Origin of the sequence: Pseudomonas sp. PDM22 (assembly GCF_014851965.1) — a bacterium.
In the GTDB taxonomy this organism is placed as follows: domain Bacteria; phylum Pseudomonadota; class Gammaproteobacteria; order Pseudomonadales; family Pseudomonadaceae; genus Pseudomonas.
Genome location: NZ_JACVAR010000010.1, coordinates 81,797 through 105,511 on the forward strand (window position 1 = coordinate 81,797; position 23,715 = coordinate 105,511).

Here is a 23,715-nt window from a genome sequence, read left to right on the forward strand (position 1 = left end):
AGTAGAGGCTCGTTGACATCATTCTAGATGGCGATTGGCCTTTATTCCTGCAGTCCCGCACTCACCCTGCATATAAAAAAGGGCCGCAACGAGTGCGGCCCTGGAAATACGCCGGCAGCACCGGCGTCGTGGGATATCAGCCCGCCTTGGCCAGGCCGGCCTGACCGAGGCGCTCGGCAATCTCGCCGAGGATCGCCGGGTCGTCGATGGTGGAAGGCGGCGCATAGCTCTCGCCGTCGGCGATCTTGCGTAGCACCGCGCGCAGGATCTTGCCCGAGCGGGTCTTGGGCAGGCGCTTGACCACCACCGCGCGCTGGAAGCAGGCCAGCGCCCCGATGCGCTCGCGCACCAGCGCCACCAGTTCGCGCTGCAGGTTGGCCTCGGTCGCCTGCGTGCCGTCCTTGAGCACCACCAGCCCCAGCGGCACATGCCCCTTGAGGTCGTCCTGCACGGCGATCACCGCGCACTCGGCAACGGCCTCGTGCAGCGCCAGCAACTCTTCCATCTCGCCGGTGGATAGACGGTGGCCGGAGACGTTAATCACGTCGTCGGTGCGGCCCATGATGTAGACGAAGCCCTCCTCGTCCACATAGCCGCCGTCGCCAGTGTGGTAGTAGCCGGGATAGGTCTTCAGGTACGCCTGCAGGTAGCGCGGATGATCGTTCCACAGCGTCTGCGCGCAGCCGGGCGGAAGCGGCAGGGCAATGACGATGGAGCCCTGCTCGTTCGCCCCGAGCAGCCGACCCTCGTCGTCCACCACCTGCACGTGGTAACCGGGCACCGCGCGGTTGGTTGAGCCGGCGCGCAGGTCGTGGTCCCCCAGGCCGGTGCAGGGCGCGGTCACCGGCCAGCCGGTCTCGGTCTGCCACCAGTGGTCGTGCACCGGCTTGCCGGTGAGTTCCTCCAGCCAGTGCTGGGTGCTGCTGTCGAGCTTCTCGCCGGCGAGGAACAGGTGGCGCAGCGAGCTCAGGTCGTAGCGTTTGAGCAGGTCGCCCTGGGGGTCTTCCTTGCGGATCGCGCGGATTGCCGTGGGCGCGCAGAACAGGCTGTTGACCTTGTGTTCCTCGATCACCCGCCAGTAGCTGCCGGCGTCGGGCGTGCGCACCGGCTTGCCTTCGTAGAACACCGTGGTGCAGCCATTCATCAGCGGTCCGTAGACGATCAGCGAGTGGCCGACCACCCAGCCGACGTCGGAGACGCCCCACCAGACATCCCCCGGCTGCAGGCCGAAGATGGTCGGCAGTGCATAGCTCAGCGCTACCGCGTGGCCGCCGTTGTCGCGCACGATGCCCTTGGGTTTCCCGGTGGTGCCGGAGGTGTACATGATGTACAGCGGGTCGCCACTGGCGACTTCCACCGGGTCGGCCGGTTGCGCGTGGGCCAGGGTTTCGCGCCAGTCGAGGTCGCGGCCGGCCTTGAGCTCCGCCATCGCCTGCGGGCGTTGCAGCACCAGCACATGGGCCGGCTGGTGGCTGGCCAGCTCCAGGGCCTTGTCCACCAGCGGCTTGTATTCGATCACCCGCTCGAACTCCAGGCCGCAGGAGGCGGTGAGCACCAGCTTGGGTCTGGCGTCGTCGATGCGCAACGCCAGTTCGTGTGGCGCAAAGCCACCAAAGACCACCGAGTGCACCGCGCCGAGCCGGGCACAGGCAAGCATGGCCATGGCCGCCTGGGGCACCATCGGCATGTAGATGATCACCCCGTCGCCCTTCTCCACCCCCAGCGCGCGCAGGGCGCCAGCCAGGCGCGCGACTTCATCGCGCAGCTCCAGGTAGCTGAAGCGCTGCTGGGTATTGGTCACGGGGGAGTCGTAGATCAGCGCTGCCTGGTTGCCGCGGCCCAGTTCGATCTGCCGGTCGAGGGCGAGGTAGCAGGTGTTCAGGCGGCCATCGGCGAACCAGCGGTGGCTGCCGTCGGGCAGGGCCTGCAGGGTGTCCTGCGGCGCGCGGTACCAGGCCACGCGGCCGGCCTGTTCGGCCCAGAAGGCGGAAGGCTCCGCGATGGAGCGGTCATGGGACTGCCGGTAACTCATCGTCACTGCCTCTTATTGTTGTTATCGAGGTCGAACAACGAGTATGGACGGGGATCGCCACCCCACCATCAACCTTTGGTCGTAGTCCTGCCGCCCGCCCCGCAAGCGGGCCGGCAGTAATGCTTTGCAGGATTTTTCAGCGAAGCGGCACGACGGCGGATGGAGCGCTCTGGCACGGTGGCTGGCGAGTTTTCCGGCAGCGCCGCCACCGCATGTCGGCGACCACAGGTCGCACCTACTACCGCCATGTGACAGGACTACACTGAGAGTCCCTTTTCACCTGACAGCACAGGGGTGAGCACCGTGAACATCCTCGTCCGTCCGTCCCGCTTGCGCAAAGACCAACCGTGGGAAGTCTGTCTCGACCAGCAGGCCGTGGGCTTCCGCAGCGAGCTCGAGGCGCGCAGTTTCGTCGCGACCCTCGAAGCCCGCCTGAAGGCCCCGCACCGGCTACCCGAGCTGGTGCAACGCGCCGCCAGCTGATCAGGCCGCGCGTTCGCTGATCTGCCCGCTCAGCCAGCCGAGCACCGCGGCCACCAGGCCGCAGACGGTGATGACCACCGCCATCGGCAGTGCCGAGCCGTCGTGCAAAGCACCGACCAGCGCCGAAGCGCAGGCGGCGACGGTGAACTGCAGGCTGCCCATCAGCGCCGAGGCGCTGCCCGCGTGCCGACCCTGGCTGGCCATGGCGCAGGCCGAGGAGTTGGGCAGCAGGAAGCCCAGGCTGGCGATGGCGCCGAACAACGGTACCAGCAGCGGCCACAGGTGCTCGGGCTTGGCCAGGGTGATCGCCAGCAGCGCCACGCCGCAGCCGAAGTACACCCACACCGCCCGGCGCAGCCAGAACCCCGGTCCGCGATAGCGCAGCAGCCGCGCGTTGACCTGCGCCATGAGGATGAAGCCCGCCGCATTGCTGCCGAATATCCAGCCGTAGTGCTCGGCCGGCACGCCGTAGAGTTCGATGAAGACGAAGGGCGAGCCAGCGATGTAGGAGAACATCCCGGCGATGGCCACGCCGCCGGTAAGCGCATAGGTGATGAAGGAGCGGTCGCGGAACAGCGCGCGGTACTGCTTCAGTGCTCCGCGCAACGGCGGGCGAGGTCCGCTCGGGATGGTCTCGGGCAGCCACAGGGCGATGGCGCCGCCGGCCAGGGCGCTGAACAGCGTCAGGCAATAGAAGATCGACTGCCAGCCGGACAGGCTCAGCAGCAACCCGCCACCCAGCGGCGCGAGGATCGGCGCCAGGCCCATCACCAGCATCAGCTGCGAGAAAGCCTTGGCGGCGGCGATCGGGTCGCACAGGTCACGCACCACCGCCCGCGAGATCACCATCCCCGCGCAGCCACCCAGGGCCTGGACGAAGCGCGCGCCGATCAGCCATTCCAGGTTCGGCGCGAAGGCGCAGGCGAGCGACGCCAGGGTGAAGATGCTCACCCCCAGCAGCAAGGGGATGCGCCGGCCGATGCGGTCGGCCAGCGGGCCGTAGAGCAGTTGGCCGATGGCGAGGCCGGCGAAGTAGGCCGACAGGCTCAGCTGGATGTGCTCGACGTCGGTACCGAAGGCCTGCGCCAGCGCCGGGAAGCTGGGCAGGTAGAAGTCGATGGCCATGGGCCCGAAGGCGCTGAGGGCGCCGAGGATCAGCAGGATGCGGAGGTTCATGGATCACCTGGTCACACGCGTCCACCGAAGGGCGGCAGAGACCGCAGGCAGGCAGGTGTGGCTAACGGATTGGCGCGCAGGGAAGGCGCGGCGAAGCCTTGCATTGTGGCGAGCGCCGGAAAATTAGCAAGCTCCCTAAGCAACTACCTGGGCAACTCCCGAAACAATGGGAGAAGCGGGTCCGGCCACACCGGCCGGGCCCGCTTTCGCATCAGGCTTCGTGCGCGCCCTCTGGCTCGGGCTTGGCCTTGGCCTTGCGGCCGCCGACCTTGTCCGCGGCCGACTCCACGAGCATGTAGAACATCGGGATGAGGAAGGTCGCCAGCAGGGTCGCGGCGAGCATCCCGCCGATCACCCCGGTGCCGATGGAATGGCGGCTCGCGGAACCGGCGCCGGTGCTGATGGCCAGCGGCACGCAACCCAGGATGAAGGCCAGCGAGGTCATCACGATGGGGCGGAAGCGCAGCTTGGCCGCCTCCAGCGCCGCCTCGACCGGGCCCATGCCCTGCTCCTCGCGGCACAGCACGGCGAACTCGATGATCAGGATGGCGTTTTTCGCCGCCAGGCCGATCAGGGTCACCAGGCCGACCTGGAAGTACACGTCGTTATCCAGCCCACGCAGCCAGATCGCCAGGATCGCACCGAACACCGCGAAGGGCACCGCAGTGACCACCGCCAGCGGCAGGGTCCAGCGTTCGTACTGGGCGGCGAGGATGAGGAACACCAGGATCAGGCCGAAGATGAACGCGGTGCTGCCCGAACCCTGGGTCGCCAGTTCCTGGTAGGCCGAGCCGATCCAGGCCAGCGAGTAGTCCTCGCCCAGCACCTGGTCGGCCACTTCCTGCATGGCCGCCAGCGCCTGGCCGGAGCTGTAGCCGGGCGCCGGGCCGCCGAGCAGCTTGGCCGCCGGGAACACGTTGAAGCGCGCGTAGGAGTCCGGGCCGAGGATGCGCTTGACCGAGACCAGCGTGGTCAGCGGCACCAGATCGCCGGTGGACGAGCGGACGAAGACCTGGCTGAGGTCGTCCGGCTTGCGGCGGAACTCCGGCTCCGACTCCAGGGAGACCTGCCAGGTCCGCCCGTAGAGGGTGAAGTCGTTGACGTAGTAGCTGCCGAAGGTGGACTGCATGGCCGTGAACACGTCGTCGATGGCCACGCCCAGGGAACGCGCCTTGGTACGGTCCAGGTCGACGTAGTACTGCGGCACGTTGGCGTTGAAGGTGGTGTTCAGCCCCGCCAGTTCAGGGCGCTTGCCGGCCGCTGCAAGGAACTTGGTGGTGATCTCCTCGAGCTGCTCGGAGGTGCCGCCGCTGCGGTCTTGGATGTAGGCCTCGAAGCCGCCGGTGGTACTCATGCCGGTGATCGGCGGCGGGTTGAAGGACATCACCACACCGTCTTCCTGGCCCGCCCCCATCTTCATGAACTCGCGGGTCAGGTTGCGTGCGTCCAGCTCGGGCGTGTTGCGCTCCTTCCAGTCCTTCAGGGTGACGAAGGACACCCCGGCGTTGCTGCGGGTGCCGAAGGTGAGGATGTCGAAACCGGCAAAGGTCACCACGTCGGCCACGGCCGGATGCTTCATCAGTTCCTGGGTCACGTCGCCGGTGAGCTTCTCGGTACGGCTCAGCGAAGCCGCCGGCGGCAGGAAGTAGGCGTTGAGCACGTAGCCCTGGTCTTCGTCAGGCACCAGCGAGCCGGGCACCCGGCCGAACAGGATGACCAGCAGCGCGATCATGCCGCCGAACAGTATCAGGCCGAGGGCCGCCCGCTTGAGGAAGAACTGCACCCCGGCGCCGTAGCCGTTGGTGATGCGTTCGAAGGCGTTGTTGAACCAGCGGAATGGTGCAGCCGGCTCCTTGTGCTCGGGCTTGAGGATCAGCGCGCAGAGCGCAGGAGAGAGCGTCAGCGCGACGATGCCGGAGATCACCACCGACACGGCGATGGTGATCGCGAACTGCTTGTACATCTGGCCCGCCAGACCGCCGAGGAAGCCGACCGGGATGAATACCGCGCAGAGCACCAGCACGATGGCGATGATCGGCCCGGTCACTTCCTCCATGGCCTTGATCGCCGCCTCTTTCGGGCTGAGCTTCTCGGTGCGCATTACCCGCTCGACGTTCTCCAGTACCACGATGGCGTCGTCCACCACGATGCCGATCGCCAGCACCATGCCGAACAGCGACAACAGGTTGATGGAGAAGCCCATCAGGTACATGCCGGCGAAGGTGCCGACCAGCGACACCGGGATCGCCAGCACCGGGATCAGCGTGGCGCGGATGTTCTGCAGGAAGATGAACACCACCACCATCACCAGGATCAGCGCCTCGATGAAGGTATGGATCACCTCCTCGATGGACACCTTCACGAAGGTAGTGGTGTCGTAGGGAATCTTGAAGGCGATGCCCTGCGGGAAACGCTTGGCCAGCGCTTCCATGTGGGTACGCACGGCCTCGGCGGTGTCCAGAGCGTTGGCGCCCGGTTGCAGGTAGATACCGAAGGCAGCGTTCTGCTGGCCGTTGAGCGAGGTAACCAGGGAGTAGTCCTGTGCGCCCAGCTCGACCCGCGCCACGTCCTTGAGCAGCAGGCTGGCGCCAGTGGAATCACTGCGCAGGATGACGTTCTCGAACTCCTTCGGATCGGTGAAGCGCCCCTGCGCTGTGGCCATGTAGGTGAAGTCCTGCGGCTCCTTCATCGGCTGCTGGCCGAAGCTGCCGGCGGCGAACTGCGAGTTCTGCTCGCGCACCGCGTTCACCACGTCGGTAGGCGTGAGGTTGTACTGCGCCAGCTTGTCCGGCCGCAGCCAGATGCGCATGGAATAGTCCTTGGAACCGAACTGGCTGACGTCGCCGACACCGGGAATCCGCTTGAGGTCGTCGATCACGTTGATCAGCGCGTAGTTGCTGATGAAGATCGGGTCGCGGGAGTTGTCCGGCGAAAACAGCGTCACCACCTGCAGGATATCGGAGGATTTCTTCTCCACCTTCACGCCCTGCCGGCGCACTTCCTCGGGCAGCTTGGCGAGCGCCGCCTGCACCTTGTTGTTGACGTCGATGGTGGCCTGGTCGGGGTCGGTGCCGACCTCGAAGTACACGGTCAGGCTCATGGCGCCGCTGGCGTCGGAGTTGGACAGCTGGTAGATCATGCCCTCCACGCCGTTGATTTCCTGCTCCAGCGGAGCGGCCACGGTTTCGGCGATGACCTGGGAGCTGGCGCCCGGGTAGGAGGCCGTCACGGAGACTTCCGGCGGCACGATTTCCGGGTACTGAGCGATGGGCAGCGCGCGCATGGCCACCAGGCCCGCGAGCAGGATCACGATGGAAATCACCATCGCGAACACCGGACGTTCGATGAAGAAGCGCGAAATCACGATGGGCGCTCCTTAGGACTGGGACGAAGCGGTATTGGCGGCAGATTCCTGCGCGCCACCTTCCACGGCCTTGACCGGCTGGTCGGGGCGTACCTTGAGCAGCCCGTCGACTATCACCCGATCACCGTCATCCACACCGGCATCGATGATCCAGCGGCCGTCCACGGTCTTGGTCGTGGTGACCTGGCGCACGCGGGCGAAGCCGTCCTTGTCCACCACGTAGACGAAGGTGCCGCGCGGCCCCTGGGCCAGCGCGCGCTCCGGCAGGGTCACGGCATTGCTCTGGGTGATGCCGGTGATCAGGATGCGCACGAACTGGCCGGGGATCAGCAGGTTGTGCGGGTTGGGCACCACGGCGCGGGCGTTCACCGTGCCGGTGCCGGTATTGACGAAACTGTCGGTGAAGTCGACGACGCCTTCGATGGGGTACTTGCTGCCGTCGCCGAAGCGCAGCTCGGCGGTCAGCTTGCCGTCCTTGGGCAGGAGGTAGCGGCCGCTCTTCACGCCATCGTTCATCTGCGTCGCCTGGGTGTCGGGGTAGGCGAAGTTGACGTACACCGGGTCGAGCTGGGTGAGCTTGGTCAGCAGGCTGGAATTCGGGTCGCTCGCCACCACCAGGCTGCCTTCGGAGCGCACTTCCTTGCTCGCCATGCCGGAAATCGGCGCGGTGACCGTGGTGTAGTTGAGGTCGATCTGCTTGGCCTGGACGTTGGCGCGGGCGGCCTCGACGTCGGCCTTGGCCTGTTCGAAATCGGAGGTGTAGCGGTCCAGCTCGCTTTCGCTGGCGAAGCCCTTGGCCTGCAGCTCGCGGATCCGCTTGAGGTCACGCTCGGTCTGCCGGTAGCGCGCCTGGGTCTGTGCCAGCGACCCCTTGGCCTGGCCCAGCGCGGCCTGGTAGGGGCGCGGGTCGATGCGGAACAGTACCTGGCCTTCCTTCACCGGCCGGCCTTCCTCGTAGGTGCGGCGCTGCAGGATGCCGCTGACCTGGGCGCGCACTTCCACTTCGCGGTAGCCGGCGGTCCGCGCGGCGTATTCGAAGGTCAGCGGCACCGGAGCACTCTTGGCCACTTCGACCGTCACTGCCGGGGGCGGGGGCGCTGCCGCAGCCGGTTTGTCCTCGGCCTGGGCCCAGGCAGCGAACAGGACTGGCAACCCAACGACAGCAAGCGCGACGGGCAAACGACGGGCAAACGGCATGTAACCTCTCCATGGAAATGACTGACGGCGGAACCCCAAAAAGACGACGACTGCGTGACTTTTACCTACGCCAGTGTCTGTAAAGCACTGTTAGCGCAATAAAATCAGTAAACTGCCTGTCACCCAGTGATCCTAGCCTGTATACCACCAAGCGCCATGCGAAGAACTAAAGAAGATTCGGAACGAACCCGTCAGACGATTCTCGACTCGGCTGAAGGCCTTTTCTTTGCGAAAGGCGTCTCAAATACCAGCCTGGAAGAGATCGCGCGCGCCGCTGGCGTCACCCGCGGGGCGGTGTACTGGCACTTCCAGAACAAGGCGCACCTGTTCAACGACATGCTCAACCAGGTCCGCCTGCCGCCTGAGCAACTGGCGCAGCGGCTGTCCGGGTGCGACGGTCACGACCCGATCGAATCGCTGTTCCAGCTCAGCGTGGAAGTGGTCGAGAACCTCGCCCGCGACGAGCAGCGCCGACGCATCCTCACCATCCTCCTGCAGCGCTGCGAGTTCACCGATGAGCTGCGCGACGCCGAGGAGCGCCACAACCAGTTCGTCCGGCAGTTCATCGAGCTTTGCGAGCAGCTGTTCAGCCGCGAGGACTGCCGCACGCGGCTGATGCCCGGCGTGACGCCCAAGATTGCCTCGCGCGCGGTGCACGCGATGATCTTCGGCCTGCTCAGCGACTGGCTGCGCGACCCGGCCCTGTTCGACCCGCTGCAGGAAACCCGCGAACTGTTCGACGCCGTGTTCCGTGGCCTGGTGCGCGACTGGCACCCGGCACAGGCGTAAGGGCCGGCAGAACGCCGGCCCGGAAGGGATGAAACCTCAGGCCGCCTCGGCCTCGTAGCCTTCCTCGCGGATCGCCGCGAGGATCGCGGGCTCGTCCAGCCGGCTGGCAACGCGGACTTCACCAGCGCCCAGGTCGACCTGCACGTCCGCTGCGGCGTCCAGCGCCTGTACCGCCTGGGTGATGGCCCGCACGCAGTGGCCGCAGCTCATGCCCTTGACATTGAAGGTGTGCATGGAATCTCTCCTCTGATGGATTGAAGCGTTGGATGCAGTCTCGACCTTGCCACCGTGGCAAGGTCAAGCCTCTCGCGTTGCACTCGCCTTGCACTTGTCCTACGTCAGGCTCTCAGCCAAGCTGCGGAAACAGCTGACTCGTCGGAGAACGCCATGCGCCGTTCCCTTTTAATCGCCGCCGGCTTCGCCGCCGCCCTGCCCTTCGCCGGCCTGCCTTCGAGCGCCTGGGCCGATGGCATGCCCGAGGAACCCTCGGCGCCGCCCGTACCCACCTCCCCGGCCACGCCACCGCCAAGCACTCCCGGTTCCTGGCCGGTGCCCGACGCCCAGCCGGTGGCCTATGCCGTGCTGATCGTCAGCCGTGAACGGCTGGACACCGGCACCGCCTGCGACATCGATCTGTATGTGCAGGACGAAAAGGTCTCGCGCCTGCAGCCCGAAGGCGAAATCGCCCTCAACCTGCCGCCGGGCGAGGTCTCCCTGCGCCTGCAGACCGCCAACTCCGGCCTCTGCCGCAGCGGCATCCAGCCGTTGCGCGCCCAGTCCGTGCAGCTGCACGCCGGCGAAGTGCGCAAGTTCCGCATCGCCAACAGCGAGAGCGGGCTGTATCTCATGCCGGTCTCCAGCGGCAGCTGATTCCGGCCACGGCTTTGACCTGCGACAAGCTGGCAGCGAACGAGGGTTGACCTTGCCCTCGTGTCAAGGTTGATGCTATCGGGGAACTTCAGGGAGAAGCCCCATGAACAGCGCCAACCCCATCGAACTCGACCTCCCCGTCTCCGGGATGACCTGCGCCAGCTGTGCAGGCCGGGTCGAGCGCGCCCTGCGCAAAGTGCCCGGCGTGCAGGACGCCAGCGTCAACCTCGCCAGCGAGCAGGCCCGCGTGCAGCTCGCCGCGCCATCCAGCGGTGAGACCCTGCCGGCGCTGGTCGCCGCTGTCGAACAGGCCGGCTACCAGGTACCGGCCCATAGCCTGGAACTGGCCATCGACGGCATGACCTGCGCCAGCTGCGTCGGCCGCGTCGAACGCGCCCTCAACAAGGTCCCGGGCGTACGCACGGCCAGCGTCAACCTGGCCAGCGAGCGCGCCCACGTCGAACTGCTCGGCGCGGTGGACGCCGCCGCGCTGATCACCGCCGTCGACAAGGCGGGCTACAAGGCCCGCCTCATCGAACCCGATCAGCCCGCCGTGGATCTGGCCGTGGCCCGTCTGGCGCGCGAGCGCTGGTGGCTGGCCGCCGCCATCCTGCTGTCGCTGCCACTGGTGCTGCCGATGGTGGGCGACTGGTTCGGCCAGCACTGGATGCTGCCGGCCTGGGTGCAATTCCTCCTCGCCACGCCCGTGCAATTCCTTATCGGCGCACGCTTCTATGTGTCCGCCTACAAGGCAGTGCGCGCCCGCAGCGGCAACATGGACCTGCTGGTCGCCCTCGGCACCAGCGCCGGCTACGGCCTGAGCCTGTACCTCTGGTACGCCGCCGCTCCGGGGCAGATGCCGCACCTGTACTTCGAAGCCAGCGCCGTGGTCATCACCCTGATCCTGCTCGGCAAGTACCTGGAAAGCCGCGCCAAGCGCCAGACCGCCGCCGCCATCCGCGCCCTCGAGGCCCTGCGCCCGGAACGCGCCACCCGCGTGCGGGACGGCGTCGAGGAAGACGTCGCCATCGCCGAACTGCGCCTGGGTGACGAAGTGCTGGTGCGCCCTGGCGAACGCTTCCCGGTGGACGGCGAAGTCCTCGCCGGGCAGAGCCACGCCGACGAAGCCCTGATCACCGGCGAAAGCCTGCCGGTGCCCAAGGACGTCGGCGATCCGGTCACCGGCGGTGCGATCAACGGCGAAGGCGTACTGCGCGTGAAGACCACCGCGCTGGGCGGCGAGACCGTGCTGGCCAGAATCATCCGCCTGGTGGAAGACGCCCAGGCCGCCAAGGCGCCGATCCAGAAGCTGGTGGACAAGGTCAGCAACGTGTTCGTCCCGGTGGTGATCGGCATCGCCCTGCTCACCCTGGTCGGCTGGCTGATCGCCGGCGCCGGCTGGGAACAGGCACTGATCAACGCCGTGGCCGTGCTGGTCATCGCCTGCCCCTGCGCCCTCGGCCTCGCCACCCCGACCGCGATCATGGCCGGCACCGGCGTCGCGGCGAAATACGGCATCCTGATCAAGGACGCCGAAGCCCTGGAAGTCGCCCACGCCGTGACCGCCGTGGCCTTCGACAAGACCGGCACCCTGACCTCCGGCCAGCCGCGCATCACCAACCTCGCGGCGAACGGCGCCGAGGCCAAAGCCCTCGCCATGGCCGGCGCCCTGCAGCGCGGCAGCGAACACCCGCTGGCCCGTGCCGTGCTCGACGCCTGCGCCGAACGCAGCCTGAACCCTGCCGCCGCCGAGGCCACCCAGGCCCTGACCGGCCGGGGCATCCAGGGCCGCATCGACGGCCGCCTGCTGGCACTGGGCAACCGCCGGATGCTCGACGAAGCCCAGCTTCAGCCCGGCGCGCTCACTGAATCGGCACAGCGCTGGGAAGCAGAAGGCCGCACCCTGTCCTGGCTCATCGAACGCGAGCCGCAGGCACGGGTGATCGCCCTGTTCGCCTTCGGCGACAGCCTCAAGGAAGGCGCGAAGACCGCCATCGACGCCCTGCGCGAGCGCGGCATCGCCAGTCACCTGATCACCGGCGACAACCGTGGCAGCGCCAAGGTCGTGGCCGACGCCCTGGGCCTGGACGACGTACACGCCGAGGTTTTGCCCGGCGACAAGGCTGCCGTGGTCGGCGCGCTGCGCCAGCAAGGCAAGGTCGTGGCGATGGTCGGCGATGGCATCAATGACGCCCCGGCACTGGCTGCGGCAGACGTGGGCATCGCCATGGGTGGCGGCACCGACGTCGCCATGCACGCCGCCGGCATCACCCTGATGCGCGGCGACCCGCGCCTGGTTCCGGCGGCGCTGGACATCTCCCGGCGCACCTACGCGAAGATCCGCCAGAACCTGTTCTGGGCCTTCATCTACAACCTGGTGGGCATCCCGCTGGCCGCCTTCGGCCTGCTCAACCCCATGGTCGCCGGCGCGGCGATGGCCGCCTCCAGTGTCAGCGTGGTGAGCAACGCCCTGCTGCTCAAGCGCTGGAAACCGCGTGATCACCAATAAGCCCCACGCCCCCGCCCGAGAAGCGGGGGCGTTCGTTCAGGAGACATCGGCATGAACATCGGCGAAGCGGCGAAGAAAAGCGGCCTGACCGCGAAGATGATCCGCTACTACGAATCCACCGGCCTGCTGGCCCCCGCCGGCCGCAGCGCCAGCGGCTACCGCCACTACAGCGAGCAGGACCTGCACACCCTGGCGTTCATCCGCCGCTCGCGGGACTTCGGCTTCTCGCTGGAGGAAGTCGGCCAACTGCTTGCCCTCTGGCAGGACCGCGCCCGCGCCAGCGCCGACGTAAAGGCCCTGGCCGCCCGGCACATCGACGAACTCAACCGCAAGATCGCCGAACTGAGCAGCCTGCGCGACACCCTGCAGGAGCTCAGCGACCACTGCCAGGGCGACCACCGCCCGGACTGCCCGATCCTCAAGGACCTGGAGTCGGGGAATTGCTGTCATTGAGGAATTTTCAGGCGTACTCGGCGAAGCGTCCGATATCTGGCTAGCCGCATCGATTGGTAGCATAATCTGATACCAATCACCGGAGCACAGGATGAATGCCCGGCACCGCAGGACGCTGGAGCTGATCTTCTCCCTTCCCGTCCCGGCTTCACTGGAATGGCTACGCATCGACTCGCTGCTGATCGCGCTCGGCGCGCAGGTGATCGAGGGCAATGGCTCGCGGGTGCGCTTCGAGCTGAATGGCATAGTCGCCACCTTCCATCGCCCGCATCCGGCCAAGGAGGCCAAGCCTTACCAGGTGCGTGACGCACGCGCCTTGCTCGAACAGTCAGGAATCCACCCATGACCCCCATGAAATATCAGGGCTACGCCGCACGGATCGAATACAGCGACGATGACCGGCTGTTCATCGGCCATATCGCCGGCATCCGCGATGTCGTCGGCTTCCACGGCGAGTCGGTCAACGAATTGCGCGGGGCGTTCGAAGAGGCCGTGGATGACTACCTGGCGACTTGCGCGAAACTTGGTCGCGAGCCGCAACGGCCATTCTCCGGCAAGCTCAGCCTGCGCCTCGACCCGCAACTTCACGCGCAGGTGGCGATCAAGGCGGAGTTGAGCAACCAGAGCATCAACCAGTGGGTAGTGGACCGCCTCGGCGAAGCGGTCTGACACCGCAGGCTCGCTCCTGCAATCCTCCTGTCAGCCTCACTCGCTAGACCGTAGGGCGCATAACGCCTCTGGCGTTATCCGCCGAAACCGGCAACGGCGGATAAAGCGTTCCGCTTTATCCGCCCTACGAAAAATCGCAGGAGCGATCAGCCTTGTGCGCTGGCCACCGCACGGCGACGCCAGATGGAGGCCGGCAGCACCGTCACGGCGAGGCCGACGAACACCAGCACGCAGGCCATCCAGTCCTGGGTGGTGAGGTCTTCGCCAAGGAACAGCCAGCCCGACAGCAGGCCCGACACCGGTACCGCCAGGGCGAAAGGTGTGACCTGGCTGGCCGGATAGCGGCGCAGCAGGAAACTCCACAGGCCGAAGCCGACGGTGGTGGCGAGGAAGGCGATGTAGAGCAGCGCGCCCATCCCGCTCAAGCTGATGTTCAGCACGGCGTGCTCGATGGCTTCCTGGCCTTCAAATATCCACGAGAGGACCAGCAGCGGCAGTGGCGGGATGAGGCTGACCCAACTGATCAGGCGCAGCATGTCGCTGGCGCCGGAGCGCTTGGTGGCGATGTTGGAGAAGGCCCAGGCCAGCGCGGCGGCAATCACCAGCAGGAAGGCTACCAGGCTGTCGCCCATGGGGCGCTCCAGGCCGATCAGCAGCAGGCCGCCGGCGGCCAGCGCCAGGCCGATCAGGGCGCGCGGGCTGGGACGCTCGCCGAGGAAGGCGGCGGCGATCAGCACGGTGAAGAACACCTGACTCTGCAGCACCAGCGACGACAGGCCGGCGGGCATGCCGATGTGCATGCCGACGAACAACAGGCCGAACTTGACCACACCCAGCAGTACGCCGATCTGCACGATACGCCAGAACGGCGCCGGCAGCGGGCCGCGCAGGAAGATCAGCGGCAGCGCCGCCAGGGCGAAGCGCAGGGCGCAGAACAGCAGCGGCGGGAAGTCGTGCAGGCCGACCTTGATCACGACGAAGTTGACGCCCCAGATCAGGGTCACCAAAAGGGCAAGAAGAACGTGGCGGAGGGGCATGGCAGAGCGCTCGGGGTGGGATCAGGCAAAACTAACAGCCCGCGTCTGAAATGTATGGATACAGTTGAAGGCTTACAGTTCTTTCGCAGGACCAGACGGGAATCCAACCCAGGCCAAAGCAGGAACCGTGAGTAGGATGGTGTGGAGCGAAGCGATGCCCATCAATCCCGGGAAACCATCAGCACGGGTATCGCTGCGCTCCACCCATCCGACGCAGAGCATGACGGCGATTTCGGCGAAAAGGATTTACAGGGTCTCGATGTGCAGCTTCGGCCAGCGCGCCGGCCAGTTCTTCGCGGCGATGCGCTCGCGGTAGATCTGCGGCTTGGCGCGGAAGTGCTCGGTTGGCCGGACGCGCAGCTGCCAGATGTCATCTATCCCCAGCGGAGCCAGCAACTCCAGAGACTCGCCGAGCAGGCGTACCGCTACTGCTGCGCTCACTTCCACCCAATGACACATGGCATCGCCGCAATCCCTGTACGGCGCATCGCCATTGCGCAGGTGCATGCGCGCCTGGTTGCGCACCGACCAGGGCTGGTCCGGGCAGGCCTCCAGCAGCCGGCGCTCCCAGGCGCAGTCCGCTTCGGGCTCCAGGTTGTCGGCCGCGAAGTACAACACATCGATATCGCTGAGCGGCGTGGGCTCGTCATAGCCATGCAAGGCGTCCCACACCACGTTGCGCACGAAGCCGGCAGCGATCCAGGCGCCTTGCGGACCGTGATCGCGCACCACCCGCAGCAGGTGCAGGCGTTGAGGTTGCCCAGCGATCAAGGCGAGCAACTCTGGCTCGCCGGGCAATGGGTTCAGGCCTGCTCCCACGGCGGAGGCGGAGGCTCGTCGCGTTGCGGCGGGGCATCCTGGGCGGCGCGGCCGGCTTCACGGCGCTCCTGCTCGCGCATGGCCTCGGCAATCTCACGCAGCACCGAATCCACGTCCGCCTCGTCTTCCGGATCGTCGAAGTGCCCGGTCAGCGGGGTGTCCGGCTGCAGCTTGCCGTCCTCGTAGAGGGCCCACATTTCCTTGGCGTAGTGGGTGTACTTGAGCTCCGGGGCGAAGCGGCCGAAGTAAGCGGCCATGTTGCCCACGTCGCGCTCGAGCATGCGGAAGGCGTGGTTGTTGCCGGCGGCGTCCACGGCCTGCGGCAGGTCGATGATCACCGGACCGTCCGGGCCGACCAGCACGTTGAATTCCGACAGGTCGCCGTGCACGAGGCCCGCGCAGAGCATCATGACGATCTGGCGGATGAGGAATTCGTGGAAGTCACGGGCCAGCTCAGGCTCCATCACCACGTCGTTCAGGCGCGGCGCGGCGTCGCCCTCTTCGTCGGCGACCATCTCCATCAACAGCACGCCGTCGAGGAAATCGTAAGGCTTGGGTACGCGTACCCCGGCGTTGGCCAGGCGGAACAACGCAGCCACCTCGGCGTTCTGCCAGGCGTCTTCCTGCTCCTTGCGGCCGTACTTGGTGCCCTTGGCCATGGCGCGGGCCTGGCGGCTGTTGCGCACCTTGCGGCCTTCCTGGTACTCGGCGGCCTGGCGGAAGCTGCGTTTGTTGGCTTCCTTGTAGACCTTGGCGCAGCGCAGCTCGGCGCCGCAGCGCACCACGTAGACCGCTGCTTCCTTGCCGCTCATCAGCGGGCGCAATACTTCATCGATCAGGCCGTCTTCGATCAACGGCTCCAGGCGTTTCGGGGTTTTCATCAGGCTTCCTGGCGTACCTCTCTGGGGCGCTGCGCTCCTTATACGGCAATCCTCGACAACCGCCCAGCGCGATCAGGGTTCAGGCGGCGTCAGCTCGATGCTTTCCACCACCGCGTCTTCCAGCCGCTGCAGTTCCAGCCCCAGCGCCTCGTCGCTGTCGGCGTAGCGCTGGGCGATGTTGGCAAAGCCTTCGGCGACCTCGCTGAAGGCCTCGGCCACGCGCGGGTCGAACTGTTTGCCGGCGCCGGCCGTGATGCGTCCGGCGGCCTCATCCGGGGTCAGCGAGGTGCGGTAGGCATGGCGGCAGGTGAGTTCGTCATAGCAGTCGATCAGCGAGAGCATCCGCGCGCCCAGGGGAATCTGCTCGCCTGCCAGCCCCTCGGGGAAGCCGCTGCCGTCCCAGTGTTCGTGATGGCTGTAGGCGATCTCCTTGGCGTACCGCAGGAATTCCGCCGGGGAGCCCAGCTTGCGCTCGGCAGCCTCGAGGGCGTCACGACCGACGGTGGTGTGGCTTTCGAGGATCAGCCGGTCAGCCTCCTCCAGCTGGCCGGGGCTGTGCAGGATGCGGTCAGGCACGGCGACCTTGCCGATGTCGTGCAGCTGCGCCGAGCGTACCAGCAGCTCGATGTTCTCCACCGACAGCTCGGCAGCGAACTCGCTGTGCAGGGACAACGCGCTACCCAGCAGGCGCATGTAGTGCTCGATGCGCACCAGGTGGTTGCTGTGTGGGTTGTCGCGCAGGTCGCAGAGGGTCGCCATGGCTTCCAGGGTGGCGTCCTGGATGGCCTGCAGTTCGCGGGCGCGGCGGCGCACCTCCAGCTCCAGGTACTCGCTCTTGTCGCGCAGGAAGTCGGCGTTGGACTTGAGGTTCAGGTGCGCGCGGATGCGCGCCAGGGTCACCGGCGGGCTGATCGGCTTGGTCAGGTAGTCCACCGCGCCCAGGTCCAGCCCCTTCTGTTCATCGGCGGCGCTGACCATGCCGGTGAGGAAGATCACCGGGATGTCGCGGGTCAGCGGGTCGGCCTTGAGCTGGCGGCAGACTTCGTAGCCGTCCATCTCCGGCATCATGATGTCGAGCAGCACCAGGTCCGGGCGCGGGTCGCTCTGCATCAGGCGCAGCGCCTTCGGCCCGCTGGAGGCGACGCGCACCTGATAGCGGTCCATGAGCAGCTCGCTCATGAGCATCAGGTTGTCGGGCTGATCGTCCACCACCAGGATCATCTCCTGCTCCGGCCGGTCCAGCATGCTATCCATCGCAACTCCTCGCATCGGTCAGATTCGTGACATGCCATGGGTGATCGGACCACGGCCCTGTCCGCGTGTTCCTGTCGCACCTTTCTTGTCTATCCGCCCCGTCAGATCCGGATGTCGCGCTCCCTCGCGAGATTCACCAGACTTTCCAGGGCCCGCTCGAACTCGAAACGCCGAACGCTCGTGGCAATGCCTTCGTAGCCCTCATTGAAGACGCTGCGCAGCAGGCTTGCACGTTCGCCGAGCAACCGTCCGGCGCGCGGGTCGTCCGCCGCCAGCAGGTGCGCCAGGCGCCGGCAGACCTGCTCAACCTCGGCGACGTTGCCGCTCTCCAGCAGCGCCGGAGCGGCCGAGGCCGCCGGCAGCATCGGCACCGGCAGCGGTTCGTGGCTGATGTTCTGCAGGCTCAGGCTGACCGAGTCGTCCACCCGGCCCATGGGTAGCCGGCACCAGAACAGGCTGCCGCGGTTCGGCTCGCTTTCCACCCCGACGCTGCCGCCCATCGCCTCCGCCAGTTTCTTGCAGATCGCCAGGCCCAGGCCGGAGCCGCCATAGCGGCGGGTGATCGAGCTGTCCGCCTGCTGGAAGGACTCGAACAGGCGCTCCTGCTGCGGCTCGGTGATGCCGATGCCGGTGTCGCGGAAGGCGAAGTAGAGCTGCAGGCTGTCTTCGTCCTCGTCTTCCAGGCGGACGATCAGCACCACCTCGCCCTGCTCGGTGAACTTCAGCGCGTTGTTGCCATAGTTCATCAGGATCTGCCGCAGGCGCAGCGAATCGCCCACCACCTGGGCCGGCACCCGTGGGTCTATCTCGCAGCGCACCGCCAGGCCCTTGCTCGCCGCACGGATGTTGAACAGGTCGAACAGCTCGCCGAGCAGGCGCTCCAGGTCGAAGCCGATGTGTTCGAACTCCAGCTTGCCGGCCTCCACGCGGGACAGGTCGAGGATGTCGCTGATCAGTTCCAGCAGGTACTGGCCCGACCCCTGGATCTTGCCCAGGTAGTCCACCTGTTGCGGGTCCAGGGTGGTTTCCTGGAGCAGGTGCGCCAGGCCGATGATGATGTTCAGCGGCGTGCGGATCTCATGGCTCATGTTGGCCAGGAAGTCGCTCTTGAGCTGCGCAGCCTCTTCCGCCAGGTCGCGGGCCTCGGCCAGTGCCAGCTCGGTGGACTTGCGTGCGGTGACGTCGCGGCTGACGCCCACCAGCCCGAGCAACCGCCCCTGGTCATCGTGAAAGGCGCTGCGCAGGGTATCGAAGAGCACCCGCCGGCCATCGGGATAGACCACCCAGCCTTCGCTGGCGTAGGGCTCGCGCTCGGTCAGCGCCTGGCGGTCGCGCTCCTGGCGTCCGGTGCCGGCGGCACGGCTGAACATCTGCTGGTCGCTGCGCCCGACTATGTCCTCCGGCGCGCGCCCCAGGCAATCGGCGAACGCCTGGTTGACCCCCAGGTAACGGCCCTGGGTGTCCTTGAACCAGATCGGATCGGGGATCGAGTTGATCAGCGCCAGCAGCGTGCTGCGCTGGCGCCGCTCCTCCGCTTCGGCGCGGGCGCGCTCGGTCACCTGGATCGACAGCCGGCGGTTCCACACCAGCACGAAGGTCAGCAGGGCGAGGAAACCCACCACCCACGGCCAGGCGATCTGCAGCAGGTTCATCCAGTCGAAGACATCCAGCGACGGCAGCCAGCGTGCCTGGATCGCCTCCTGCTCGTTGCGGGTGATGTTGCCCAGCGCGCGATCCAGCAGCGGCACCAGGGGCTCCAGCGCCTTGCGCGTGGCGAAGCGCACCTGGCTGTTGCCCAGCCCGCTGTCGCCGCGCACCTCCATGTTGGAAAGGCTGAGCTGCTCGATCAGGAAGGTGGTGGTGATGAGGTTGCCGACATAGGCATCGGCGCGCCCGGTGGAGACCGCCTTGAGCGCGCTGGGGGAATCCTCCACCAGCACGAAGTCGATCCCCGGCACCGCCTTGGTCAGCAACTCGTGGACGGCGTAGCCCTGCTCAACAGCCACGCGGCGGCCGGACAGGTCGTCCAGCGTGCGGATGGTGCTGTCGCGCCGGGCGAAGATCAGGCTGCTGGTGGTGACGTAGGGCTGGGTGAAACTCAGGAAATGCTGGCGTTCCTCGGTGGCCGCCATGGACGGCAGCAGGTCCACCTCGCCGGCCTTCACCGCTGCCAGCACCTCTTCCCAGGTGTTGTAGAGCACCGGCTGGACCTTCATCCCCAGGCGCTCGGACAGCAACTGCAGGTAATCGGCGCTGATGCCGTGGAACTGGTCGAACTCGTCGATCACCTCGAACGGCGGCCAGCCGGCGCGGAACAGGCCGACGCGGATCGGCTCGTGGGCTGAGATGAAGGCTCGCTCCTGCTCGCTCAGCGCCAGGCTCGCGGCACGGGTCTGGGCGCTCAGTGCAAGCAGCAGCAGAAGGCAGCACAGGCAGAATCGGCGCAAGGACATGGGGTCTTCTTCAGGGAATACCCAGCAAGCGTAGCCCCTGCCGCCGCGCTTCGAGTTTGAAAACGCGATGCGGATTGCTGCACTTCGTGTCGGGACGGACAATCGCCCCAACAGCCATTGCCCCGGAGAGCTGCCATGACGACCACCCGACTTGACCCCGAGCGCTGCTGGCAGGCGGTCTGCGAGCGCGATGAGCGCTACGAAGGGCGCTTCGTCTTCAGCGTGCGCTCCACCGGTGTGTACTGCCGGCCGAACTGCCCGGCACGCCGGCCATCAAGGGAGAACGTGGCCTTCCACGCGGCCCCCGAAGCCGCCGAAGCCGCCGGCTTCCGCCCCTGCAAACGTTGTTCGCCGCGCGGCCCGAGCCCGCGCGAACAACTGGATGCGCTGGTCGCCGCGGCCTGCGAGCTGCTCGACAAGGCCGAGAAACCGCTGACGCTGGAGGAGCTGGCCGGACGCATCGGCCTGTCCGCCTCGCACCTGGCCCGCGCCTTCAAGGCCCGCACCGGCCTCACGCCACGGGCCTGGGCGGAATCCCGCCGCGAGCAGCGCCTGGCCGCTGCCCTGCCGCAAGCGCGCTCGGTGCTCGACGCCGCGCTGGAAGCCGGCTACTCCGGGACCCGCGCCCTCTATGAAAACGCCACACCGCTGAGCCCCGCGCAACGCCGGCAGAAAGGCGCCGGTGAGCGGCTGCGCTATGCCATCGCGCCCTGCCCGCTCGGGCTGGTGCTGCTGGCGGCCACCGACAAGGGCGTGTGCGCCCTGCTCTTCGCCGACGATGCAGGCGAACTGGAGCGCCAGCTGGCAGAACGCTTCACTGCCGCCGAACGCAGCCGCGACGACGCCGGCCTGGGCGACTGGTTGCGCGAGGTGATCACCCAGCTGGAGGAACCCGAACAGGCCGCGCACCTGCCGCTGGACCTGCACGGCAGCGCCTTCCAGCTGCGCGTCTGGCGCGCCCTCACGCGCATCCCCAGCGGCGAGACGCGGCGCTATGGCGAACTGGCCGAACAGTTGGGCACGCACCCACGCGCCATCGCCCGTGCCTGCGCCAGCAATAATGTCGGCCTGCTGGTGCCCTGCCACCGCGTGGTTGGCGGCACTGGCGAAGGAGGTTATCGCTGGGGCCTGCCGCGCAAGCGCGAACTGCTGCGCCGCGAAGGTGGCTCAGGCGACGCCGGCGAACTCCGCCACCGAGCCAATCACGATCAGCACCCAGAGTAGGCCGCCGAGGATCAGGAACGGCACGTTGTAGCGGGTGATCGAGGCATTGCCCTGGCCCAGCGGATCACCACTGGCCTCATTGGCGCGGCGCTGGATGTTCGTCAGCGGAATGAGCGGCACCAGCCCCAGGACGATGAACGGCAGGCTGTAGTGGCTGAGCTCGGGAATGCGGCTGGTCAGCTTGTCGGCGACATTGGAGACGATCAGCAGCACGACCGCCCAGGTGGCATCGCTGCTGTAGCTCCAGCCCTTGCGCTGCTCTTCGGGCAAGGCCTCGTGCACGCGCCGGGCGAGGGAGTGGATATAGAAGATCATGAACAGGCTGCGCAGCGGCGGGTTGATCTTGCCCGGCATGTGCGGCTTCTGGATCGACCAGTGCTTGTACATCCAGTACAGGTTGAACAGCCCCAGCGTCGCCACGTAGAGCACGATCATCTTGGTGATGGAGATGACGAAGAATCGATTGGCCTGCGCGGCGCCGGTACGCTCCTCGACCAGCGGGGCTTCCGGGGCGCGGTAGGGGTTTTCCATTTCCATGGCAGGCATTCCTGAGGGCTGAGGCCGACATTGTGGGCCAGCACCCGGATCACGGCCAAGGGGCACATCCCGTCGCCTGGAGACCAGTGACGGTGCCGGCCTGTGCTACCGTTGCCAGCCTTCGTCCCCCCATCCGACGCCCCATGACCTTCTGGCCCCTGATCACCCGCCTCGGCGACAGCTCCCTGCTGGCGCCCGCCGCCGTGTTCGTCTTCTGCTGGCTGCTGTACCGCCGCGAGACCGCCAAGGCCGGGCTGTGGGCGCTGCTGTTCGGATTCTCGACCGCGCTGGTGGTGGGTTCGAAGCTGGCCTTCATGGGCTGGGGAATCGGGATTCCGAACCTCAATTTCACCGGCATCTCCGGCCATAGCATGATGGCCGGCGCCGTGCTGCCGACCCTGGCCGCGCAGTTGTTCAGCTCGCGGCGCGCCGGCCTCGCCGCCGCCGGGCTGGCGGCGCTGGTCGCGGTGCTGGTGGGCCTCTCGCGGCTGGCGATCAACGTTCACTCGCCGGCAGAGGTCTACGCCGGCCTGGCGCTGGGCCTGGGCACCAGCGCAGCCTTCCTCGGCGCCACGCGCATCCACCTGCCGGCCTTCCAGCCCGCGCTTCTGCTGCTGGTCATCGCGCTGGGGCTGGGCCAGGCGGTCACCGGCGTGCGCGCCCCCACGCACCAACTGCTGGAGCGCATCGCCGCGCACCTGGCCGATCGCGACCAGCCGTATCAGCGCGGCCAGTGGGCCGGCCAGCCGGACGTCTGAGCGGGCGATTCGTTCGGATTTCCGAACGAGAATTCCACGAATATCCGGATGACCGAACGAGGCGTTGCTTCACTACGCCCAAAGAAAAACAATTAATCCTTATAATTCAATAAGTTACTAAAACAGGAAAAGCTTGGCACGGAGCCTGCTCTGCTCCACCTCGAACATGCGACCGGCCTGGAGTGAGCCTCGTCGGCGCAGGACTGAATAACAAACACAACCAGTCGAGGTAGTCTCCATGCGTTTCGCACCCCGTGCGTTGGGCGTCGCCATTGTCGCGGCCCTGCTCGCCACTCCCGTCGTCGCCGAAGAACTCACCGGTACCCTGAAGAAGATCAAGGACTCCGGCACCATCGTTCTCGGCCACCGTGACGCCTCCATCCCCTTCTCCTACCTCGGCAGCGATCCGCGTCAGCCGGAAGGTTATTCCCACGACCTGCAGATCAAGGTCGTCGAAGCCCTGAAGAAAGAGCTGAACGTTCCCGACCTCAAGGTCCGCTACAACCTGGTGACCTCCCAGACCCGTATCCCGCTGGTGCAGAACGGCACCGTGGACATCGAGTGCGGCTCCACCACCAACAACCTCGAGCGCCAGAAGCAGGTCGACTTCTCCGTCGGCATCTTCGAGGTCGGCACCCGCCTGCTGACCAAGACCAGCTCGGGCATCAACGACTTCCCGGATCTGAAGGGCAAGAACGTGGTGACCACCGCCGGCACCACCTCCGAGCGCCTGCTCAAGCAGATGAACGCCGACCAGAAGATGGGCATGAACATCATCTCGGCCAAGGACCATGGCGAGTCCTTCCTGATGCTCGAATCCGGCCGCGCCGTGGCCTTCATGATGGACGACGCGCTGCTCTACGGCGAAATGGCCAAGGCCAAGAAGCCCGACGACTGGCACGTGGTCGGCAAGCCGCAGTCCTTCGAGATCTACGCGTGCATGGTTCGCAAGGGCGACGCACCGTTCAAGAAGGTGGTCGACAAGGCCATCTCCGACACCTTCGCCTCGGGTGAGATCAACAAGATCTACGACAAGTGGTTCATGCAGCCCATCCCGCCGAAGAACCTGAACCTCAACTTCCCGATGAGTGATGAGCTCAAGAAGCTGATCGCCAATCCGACCGACAAGTCTGCCGAGCAGATGTAACGGTCGCGCGCGGCTGCGCCCACAAGGCGTAGCCACGCGGGGGATCGGGAGCGCACGCCAGCG

Annotated in this window: 21 protein-coding genes; 10 read left to right on the forward strand and 11 right to left on the reverse strand. The window is 66.8% G+C overall.

Features of this window, described 5'->3' with window-relative positions:
* Positions 1-136: 136 nt before the first annotated feature.
* Positions 137-2,032, reverse strand: coding sequence for a propionyl-CoA synthetase (locus IB255_RS27790; RefSeq protein WP_081517301.1), 1,896 nt, complete (start codon positions 2,030-2,032; stop codon positions 137-139).
* A 303-nt stretch (positions 2,033-2,335) separates the two neighbouring features.
* On the opposite strand from IB255_RS27790, the gene IB255_RS27795 reads away from it, so the two are divergent.
* Positions 2,336-2,515: a hypothetical protein gene (locus tag IB255_RS27795; RefSeq protein ID WP_045217315.1), complete on the forward strand. Its 180-nt coding sequence runs from the start codon at positions 2,336-2,338 to the stop codon at positions 2,513-2,515.
* Here the strand turns inward: IB255_RS27795 and IB255_RS27800 are convergent, their stop codons facing one another.
* The 3 genes from IB255_RS27800 to IB255_RS27810 form a co-directional block, all read right to left on the reverse strand.
* Positions 2,516-3,691, reverse strand: a complete 1,176-nt coding sequence (locus IB255_RS27800; protein ID WP_081517300.1) for a multidrug effflux MFS transporter — start codon at positions 3,689-3,691, stop codon at positions 2,516-2,518. It lies immediately after the preceding gene.
* Between the two features lie 211 nt (positions 3,692-3,902).
* Positions 3,903-7,055: an efflux RND transporter permease subunit gene (locus IB255_RS27805; protein WP_081517299.1), complete on the reverse strand. Its 3,153-nt coding sequence runs from the start codon at positions 7,053-7,055 to the stop codon at positions 3,903-3,905.
* A gap of 12 nt (positions 7,056-7,067) precedes the next feature.
* Positions 7,068-8,252 (reverse strand): efflux RND transporter periplasmic adaptor subunit, encoded by a 1,185-nt coding sequence (locus IB255_RS27810; protein ID WP_081517298.1) that lies wholly within the window; start codon positions 8,250-8,252, stop codon positions 7,068-7,070.
* Between the two features lie 156 nt (positions 8,253-8,408).
* On the opposite strand from IB255_RS27810, the gene IB255_RS27815 reads away from it, so the two are divergent.
* On the forward strand, positions 8,409-9,041 hold the full coding sequence (locus tag IB255_RS27815; protein ID WP_081517297.1) for a TetR family transcriptional regulator: 633 nt from the start codon (positions 8,409-8,411) through the stop codon (positions 9,039-9,041).
* A gap of 36 nt (positions 9,042-9,077) precedes the next feature.
* On the opposite strand, the gene IB255_RS27820 is transcribed toward IB255_RS27815, so the two are convergent.
* Positions 9,078-9,275: a heavy-metal-associated domain-containing protein gene (locus tag IB255_RS27820; RefSeq protein WP_081517296.1), complete on the reverse strand. Its 198-nt coding sequence runs from the start codon at positions 9,273-9,275 to the stop codon at positions 9,078-9,080.
* Between the two features lie 153 nt (positions 9,276-9,428).
* Here IB255_RS27820 and IB255_RS27825 point away from each other — a divergent pair, with 153 nt between their 5' ends.
* The 5 genes from IB255_RS27825 (at position 9,429) to IB255_RS27845 (ending at position 13,542) form a co-directional block, all read left to right on the forward strand.
* Positions 9,429-9,911: a hypothetical protein gene (locus IB255_RS27825; RefSeq protein ID WP_081517295.1), complete on the forward strand. Its 483-nt coding sequence runs from the start codon at positions 9,429-9,431 to the stop codon at positions 9,909-9,911.
* A gap of 103 nt (positions 9,912-10,014) precedes the next feature.
* Positions 10,015-12,420, forward strand: coding sequence for a heavy metal translocating P-type ATPase (locus IB255_RS27830; RefSeq protein ID WP_081517294.1), 2,406 nt, complete (start codon positions 10,015-10,017; stop codon positions 12,418-12,420).
* Positions 12,421-12,471: 51 nt separating this feature from the next.
* Positions 12,472-12,873: a Cu(I)-responsive transcriptional regulator gene (cueR, locus tag IB255_RS27835; RefSeq protein ID WP_081517293.1), complete on the forward strand. Its 402-nt coding sequence runs from the start codon at positions 12,472-12,474 to the stop codon at positions 12,871-12,873.
* A 91-nt stretch (positions 12,874-12,964) separates the two neighbouring features.
* Positions 12,965-13,219: a type II toxin-antitoxin system HicA family toxin gene (locus tag IB255_RS27840; RefSeq protein WP_081517292.1), complete on the forward strand. Its 255-nt coding sequence runs from the start codon at positions 12,965-12,967 to the stop codon at positions 13,217-13,219.
* Positions 13,216-13,542 carry a type II toxin-antitoxin system HicB family antitoxin gene (locus IB255_RS27845; RefSeq protein WP_081517291.1) on the forward strand — a complete coding sequence of 109 codons (327 nt, stop codon included), beginning with the start codon at positions 13,216-13,218 and terminating at the stop codon, positions 13,540-13,542. The genes IB255_RS27840 and IB255_RS27845 overlap by 4 nt, the downstream gene beginning before the upstream one ends.
* A gap of 146 nt (positions 13,543-13,688) precedes the next feature.
* Here IB255_RS27845 and IB255_RS27850 read toward each other — a convergent pair whose 3' ends face one another.
* From IB255_RS27850 to IB255_RS27870, 5 genes are all read right to left on the reverse strand, one after another.
* A complete protein-coding gene (locus tag IB255_RS27850) occupies positions 13,689-14,579 on the reverse strand; it encodes an EamA family transporter (protein WP_081517290.1) in 891 nt (296 codons plus the stop codon).
* 246 nt (positions 14,580-14,825) lie between these two features.
* Positions 14,826-15,377: a nucleotidyltransferase family protein gene (locus tag IB255_RS27855; RefSeq protein WP_081517289.1), complete on the reverse strand. Its 552-nt coding sequence runs from the start codon at positions 15,375-15,377 to the stop codon at positions 14,826-14,828.
* Positions 15,378-15,382: 5 nt separating this feature from the next.
* Positions 15,383-16,279 carry a PA4780 family RIO1-like protein kinase gene (locus IB255_RS27860; protein ID WP_081517288.1) on the reverse strand — a complete coding sequence of 299 codons (897 nt, stop codon included), beginning with the start codon at positions 16,277-16,279 and terminating at the stop codon, positions 15,383-15,385.
* Between the two features lie 72 nt (positions 16,280-16,351).
* The gene (locus tag IB255_RS27865; RefSeq protein ID WP_081517287.1) at positions 16,352-17,533 is read right to left on the reverse strand and encodes a two-component system response regulator; all 1,182 of its coding nucleotides are present in this window, start codon (positions 17,531-17,533) and stop codon (positions 16,352-16,354) included.
* Between the two features lie 101 nt (positions 17,534-17,634).
* A complete protein-coding gene (locus IB255_RS27870; RefSeq protein WP_081517286.1) occupies positions 17,635-19,986 on the reverse strand; it encodes an ATP-binding protein in 2,352 nt (783 codons plus the stop codon).
* Positions 19,987-20,121: 135 nt separating this feature from the next.
* Between IB255_RS27870 and ada the strand changes: the two genes are divergently transcribed.
* A complete protein-coding gene (ada, locus tag IB255_RS27875) occupies positions 20,122-21,210 on the forward strand; it encodes a bifunctional DNA-binding transcriptional regulator/O6-methylguanine-DNA methyltransferase Ada (RefSeq protein WP_081517285.1) in 1,089 nt (362 codons plus the stop codon).
* On the opposite strand, the gene IB255_RS27880 is transcribed toward ada, so the two are convergent.
* On the reverse strand, positions 21,154-21,747 hold the full coding sequence (locus IB255_RS27880; protein ID WP_174824617.1) for an MFS transporter permease: 594 nt from the start codon (positions 21,745-21,747) through the stop codon (positions 21,154-21,156). The two genes, ada and IB255_RS27880, sit on opposite strands and share 57 nt — an antisense overlap.
* Positions 21,748-21,890: 143 nt before the next feature.
* Here IB255_RS27880 and IB255_RS27885 point away from each other — a divergent pair, with 143 nt between their 5' ends.
* Positions 21,891-22,505 (forward strand): phosphatase PAP2 family protein, encoded by a 615-nt coding sequence (locus IB255_RS27885; RefSeq protein ID WP_081517284.1) that lies wholly within the window; start codon positions 21,891-21,893, stop codon positions 22,503-22,505.
* A gap of 238 nt (positions 22,506-22,743) precedes the next feature.
* The gene (locus IB255_RS27890) at positions 22,744-23,652 is read left to right on the forward strand and encodes a glutamate/aspartate ABC transporter substrate-binding protein (protein WP_081517283.1); all 909 of its coding nucleotides are present in this window, start codon (positions 22,744-22,746) and stop codon (positions 23,650-23,652) included.
* The last annotated feature ends 63 nt before the right edge of the window (positions 23,653-23,715 follow it).

Bases quoted from the DNA above. Each gene is read 5' to 3' on its own strand.
- IB255_RS27860 (WP_081517288.1), bottom strand. From the start codon at position 16,279: ATGAAAACCCCGAAACGCCTGGAGCCGTTGATCGAAGACGGCCTGATC.
- IB255_RS27880 (WP_174824617.1), bottom strand. From the start codon at position 21,747: ATGGAAATGGAAAACCCCTACCGCGCCCCGGAAGCCCCGCTGGTCGAG.
- IB255_RS27865 (WP_081517287.1), bottom strand. From the start codon at position 17,533: ATGGATAGCATGCTGGACCGGCCGGAGCAGGAGATGATCCTGGTGGTG.
- IB255_RS27890 (WP_081517283.1), top strand. From the start codon at position 22,744: ATGCGTTTCGCACCCCGTGCGTTGGGCGTCGCCATTGTCGCGGCCCTG.
- IB255_RS27840 (WP_081517292.1), top strand. From the start codon at position 12,965: ATGAATGCCCGGCACCGCAGGACGCTGGAGCTGATCTTCTCCCTTCCC.
- IB255_RS27845 (WP_081517291.1), top strand. From the start codon at position 13,216: ATGACCCCCATGAAATATCAGGGCTACGCCGCACGGATCGAATACAGC.
- IB255_RS27810 (WP_081517298.1), bottom strand. From the start codon at position 8,252: ATGCCGTTTGCCCGTCGTTTGCCCGTCGCGCTTGCTGTCGTTGGGTTG.
- IB255_RS27850 (WP_081517290.1), bottom strand. From the start codon at position 14,579: ATGCCCCTCCGCCACGTTCTTCTTGCCCTTTTGGTGACCCTGATCTGG.
- cueR (WP_081517293.1), top strand. From the start codon at position 12,472: ATGAACATCGGCGAAGCGGCGAAGAAAAGCGGCCTGACCGCGAAGATG.
- IB255_RS27870 (WP_081517286.1), bottom strand. From the start codon at position 19,986: ATGTCCTTGCGCCGATTCTGCCTGTGCTGCCTTCTGCTGCTGCTTGCA.
- IB255_RS27825 (WP_081517295.1), top strand. From the start codon at position 9,429: ATGCGCCGTTCCCTTTTAATCGCCGCCGGCTTCGCCGCCGCCCTGCCC.
- IB255_RS27815 (WP_081517297.1), top strand. From the start codon at position 8,409: ATGCGAAGAACTAAAGAAGATTCGGAACGAACCCGTCAGACGATTCTC.
- IB255_RS27820 (WP_081517296.1), bottom strand. From the start codon at position 9,275: ATGCACACCTTCAATGTCAAGGGCATGAGCTGCGGCCACTGCGTGCGG.
- ada (WP_081517285.1), top strand. From the start codon at position 20,122: ATGACGACCACCCGACTTGACCCCGAGCGCTGCTGGCAGGCGGTCTGC.
- IB255_RS27800 (WP_081517300.1), bottom strand. From the start codon at position 3,691: ATGAACCTCCGCATCCTGCTGATCCTCGGCGCCCTCAGCGCCTTCGGG.
- IB255_RS27830 (WP_081517294.1), top strand. From the start codon at position 10,015: ATGAACAGCGCCAACCCCATCGAACTCGACCTCCCCGTCTCCGGGATG.
- IB255_RS27885 (WP_081517284.1), top strand. From the start codon at position 21,891: ATGACCTTCTGGCCCCTGATCACCCGCCTCGGCGACAGCTCCCTGCTG.
- IB255_RS27790 (WP_081517301.1), bottom strand. From the start codon at position 2,032: ATGAGTTACCGGCAGTCCCATGACCGCTCCATCGCGGAGCCTTCCGCC.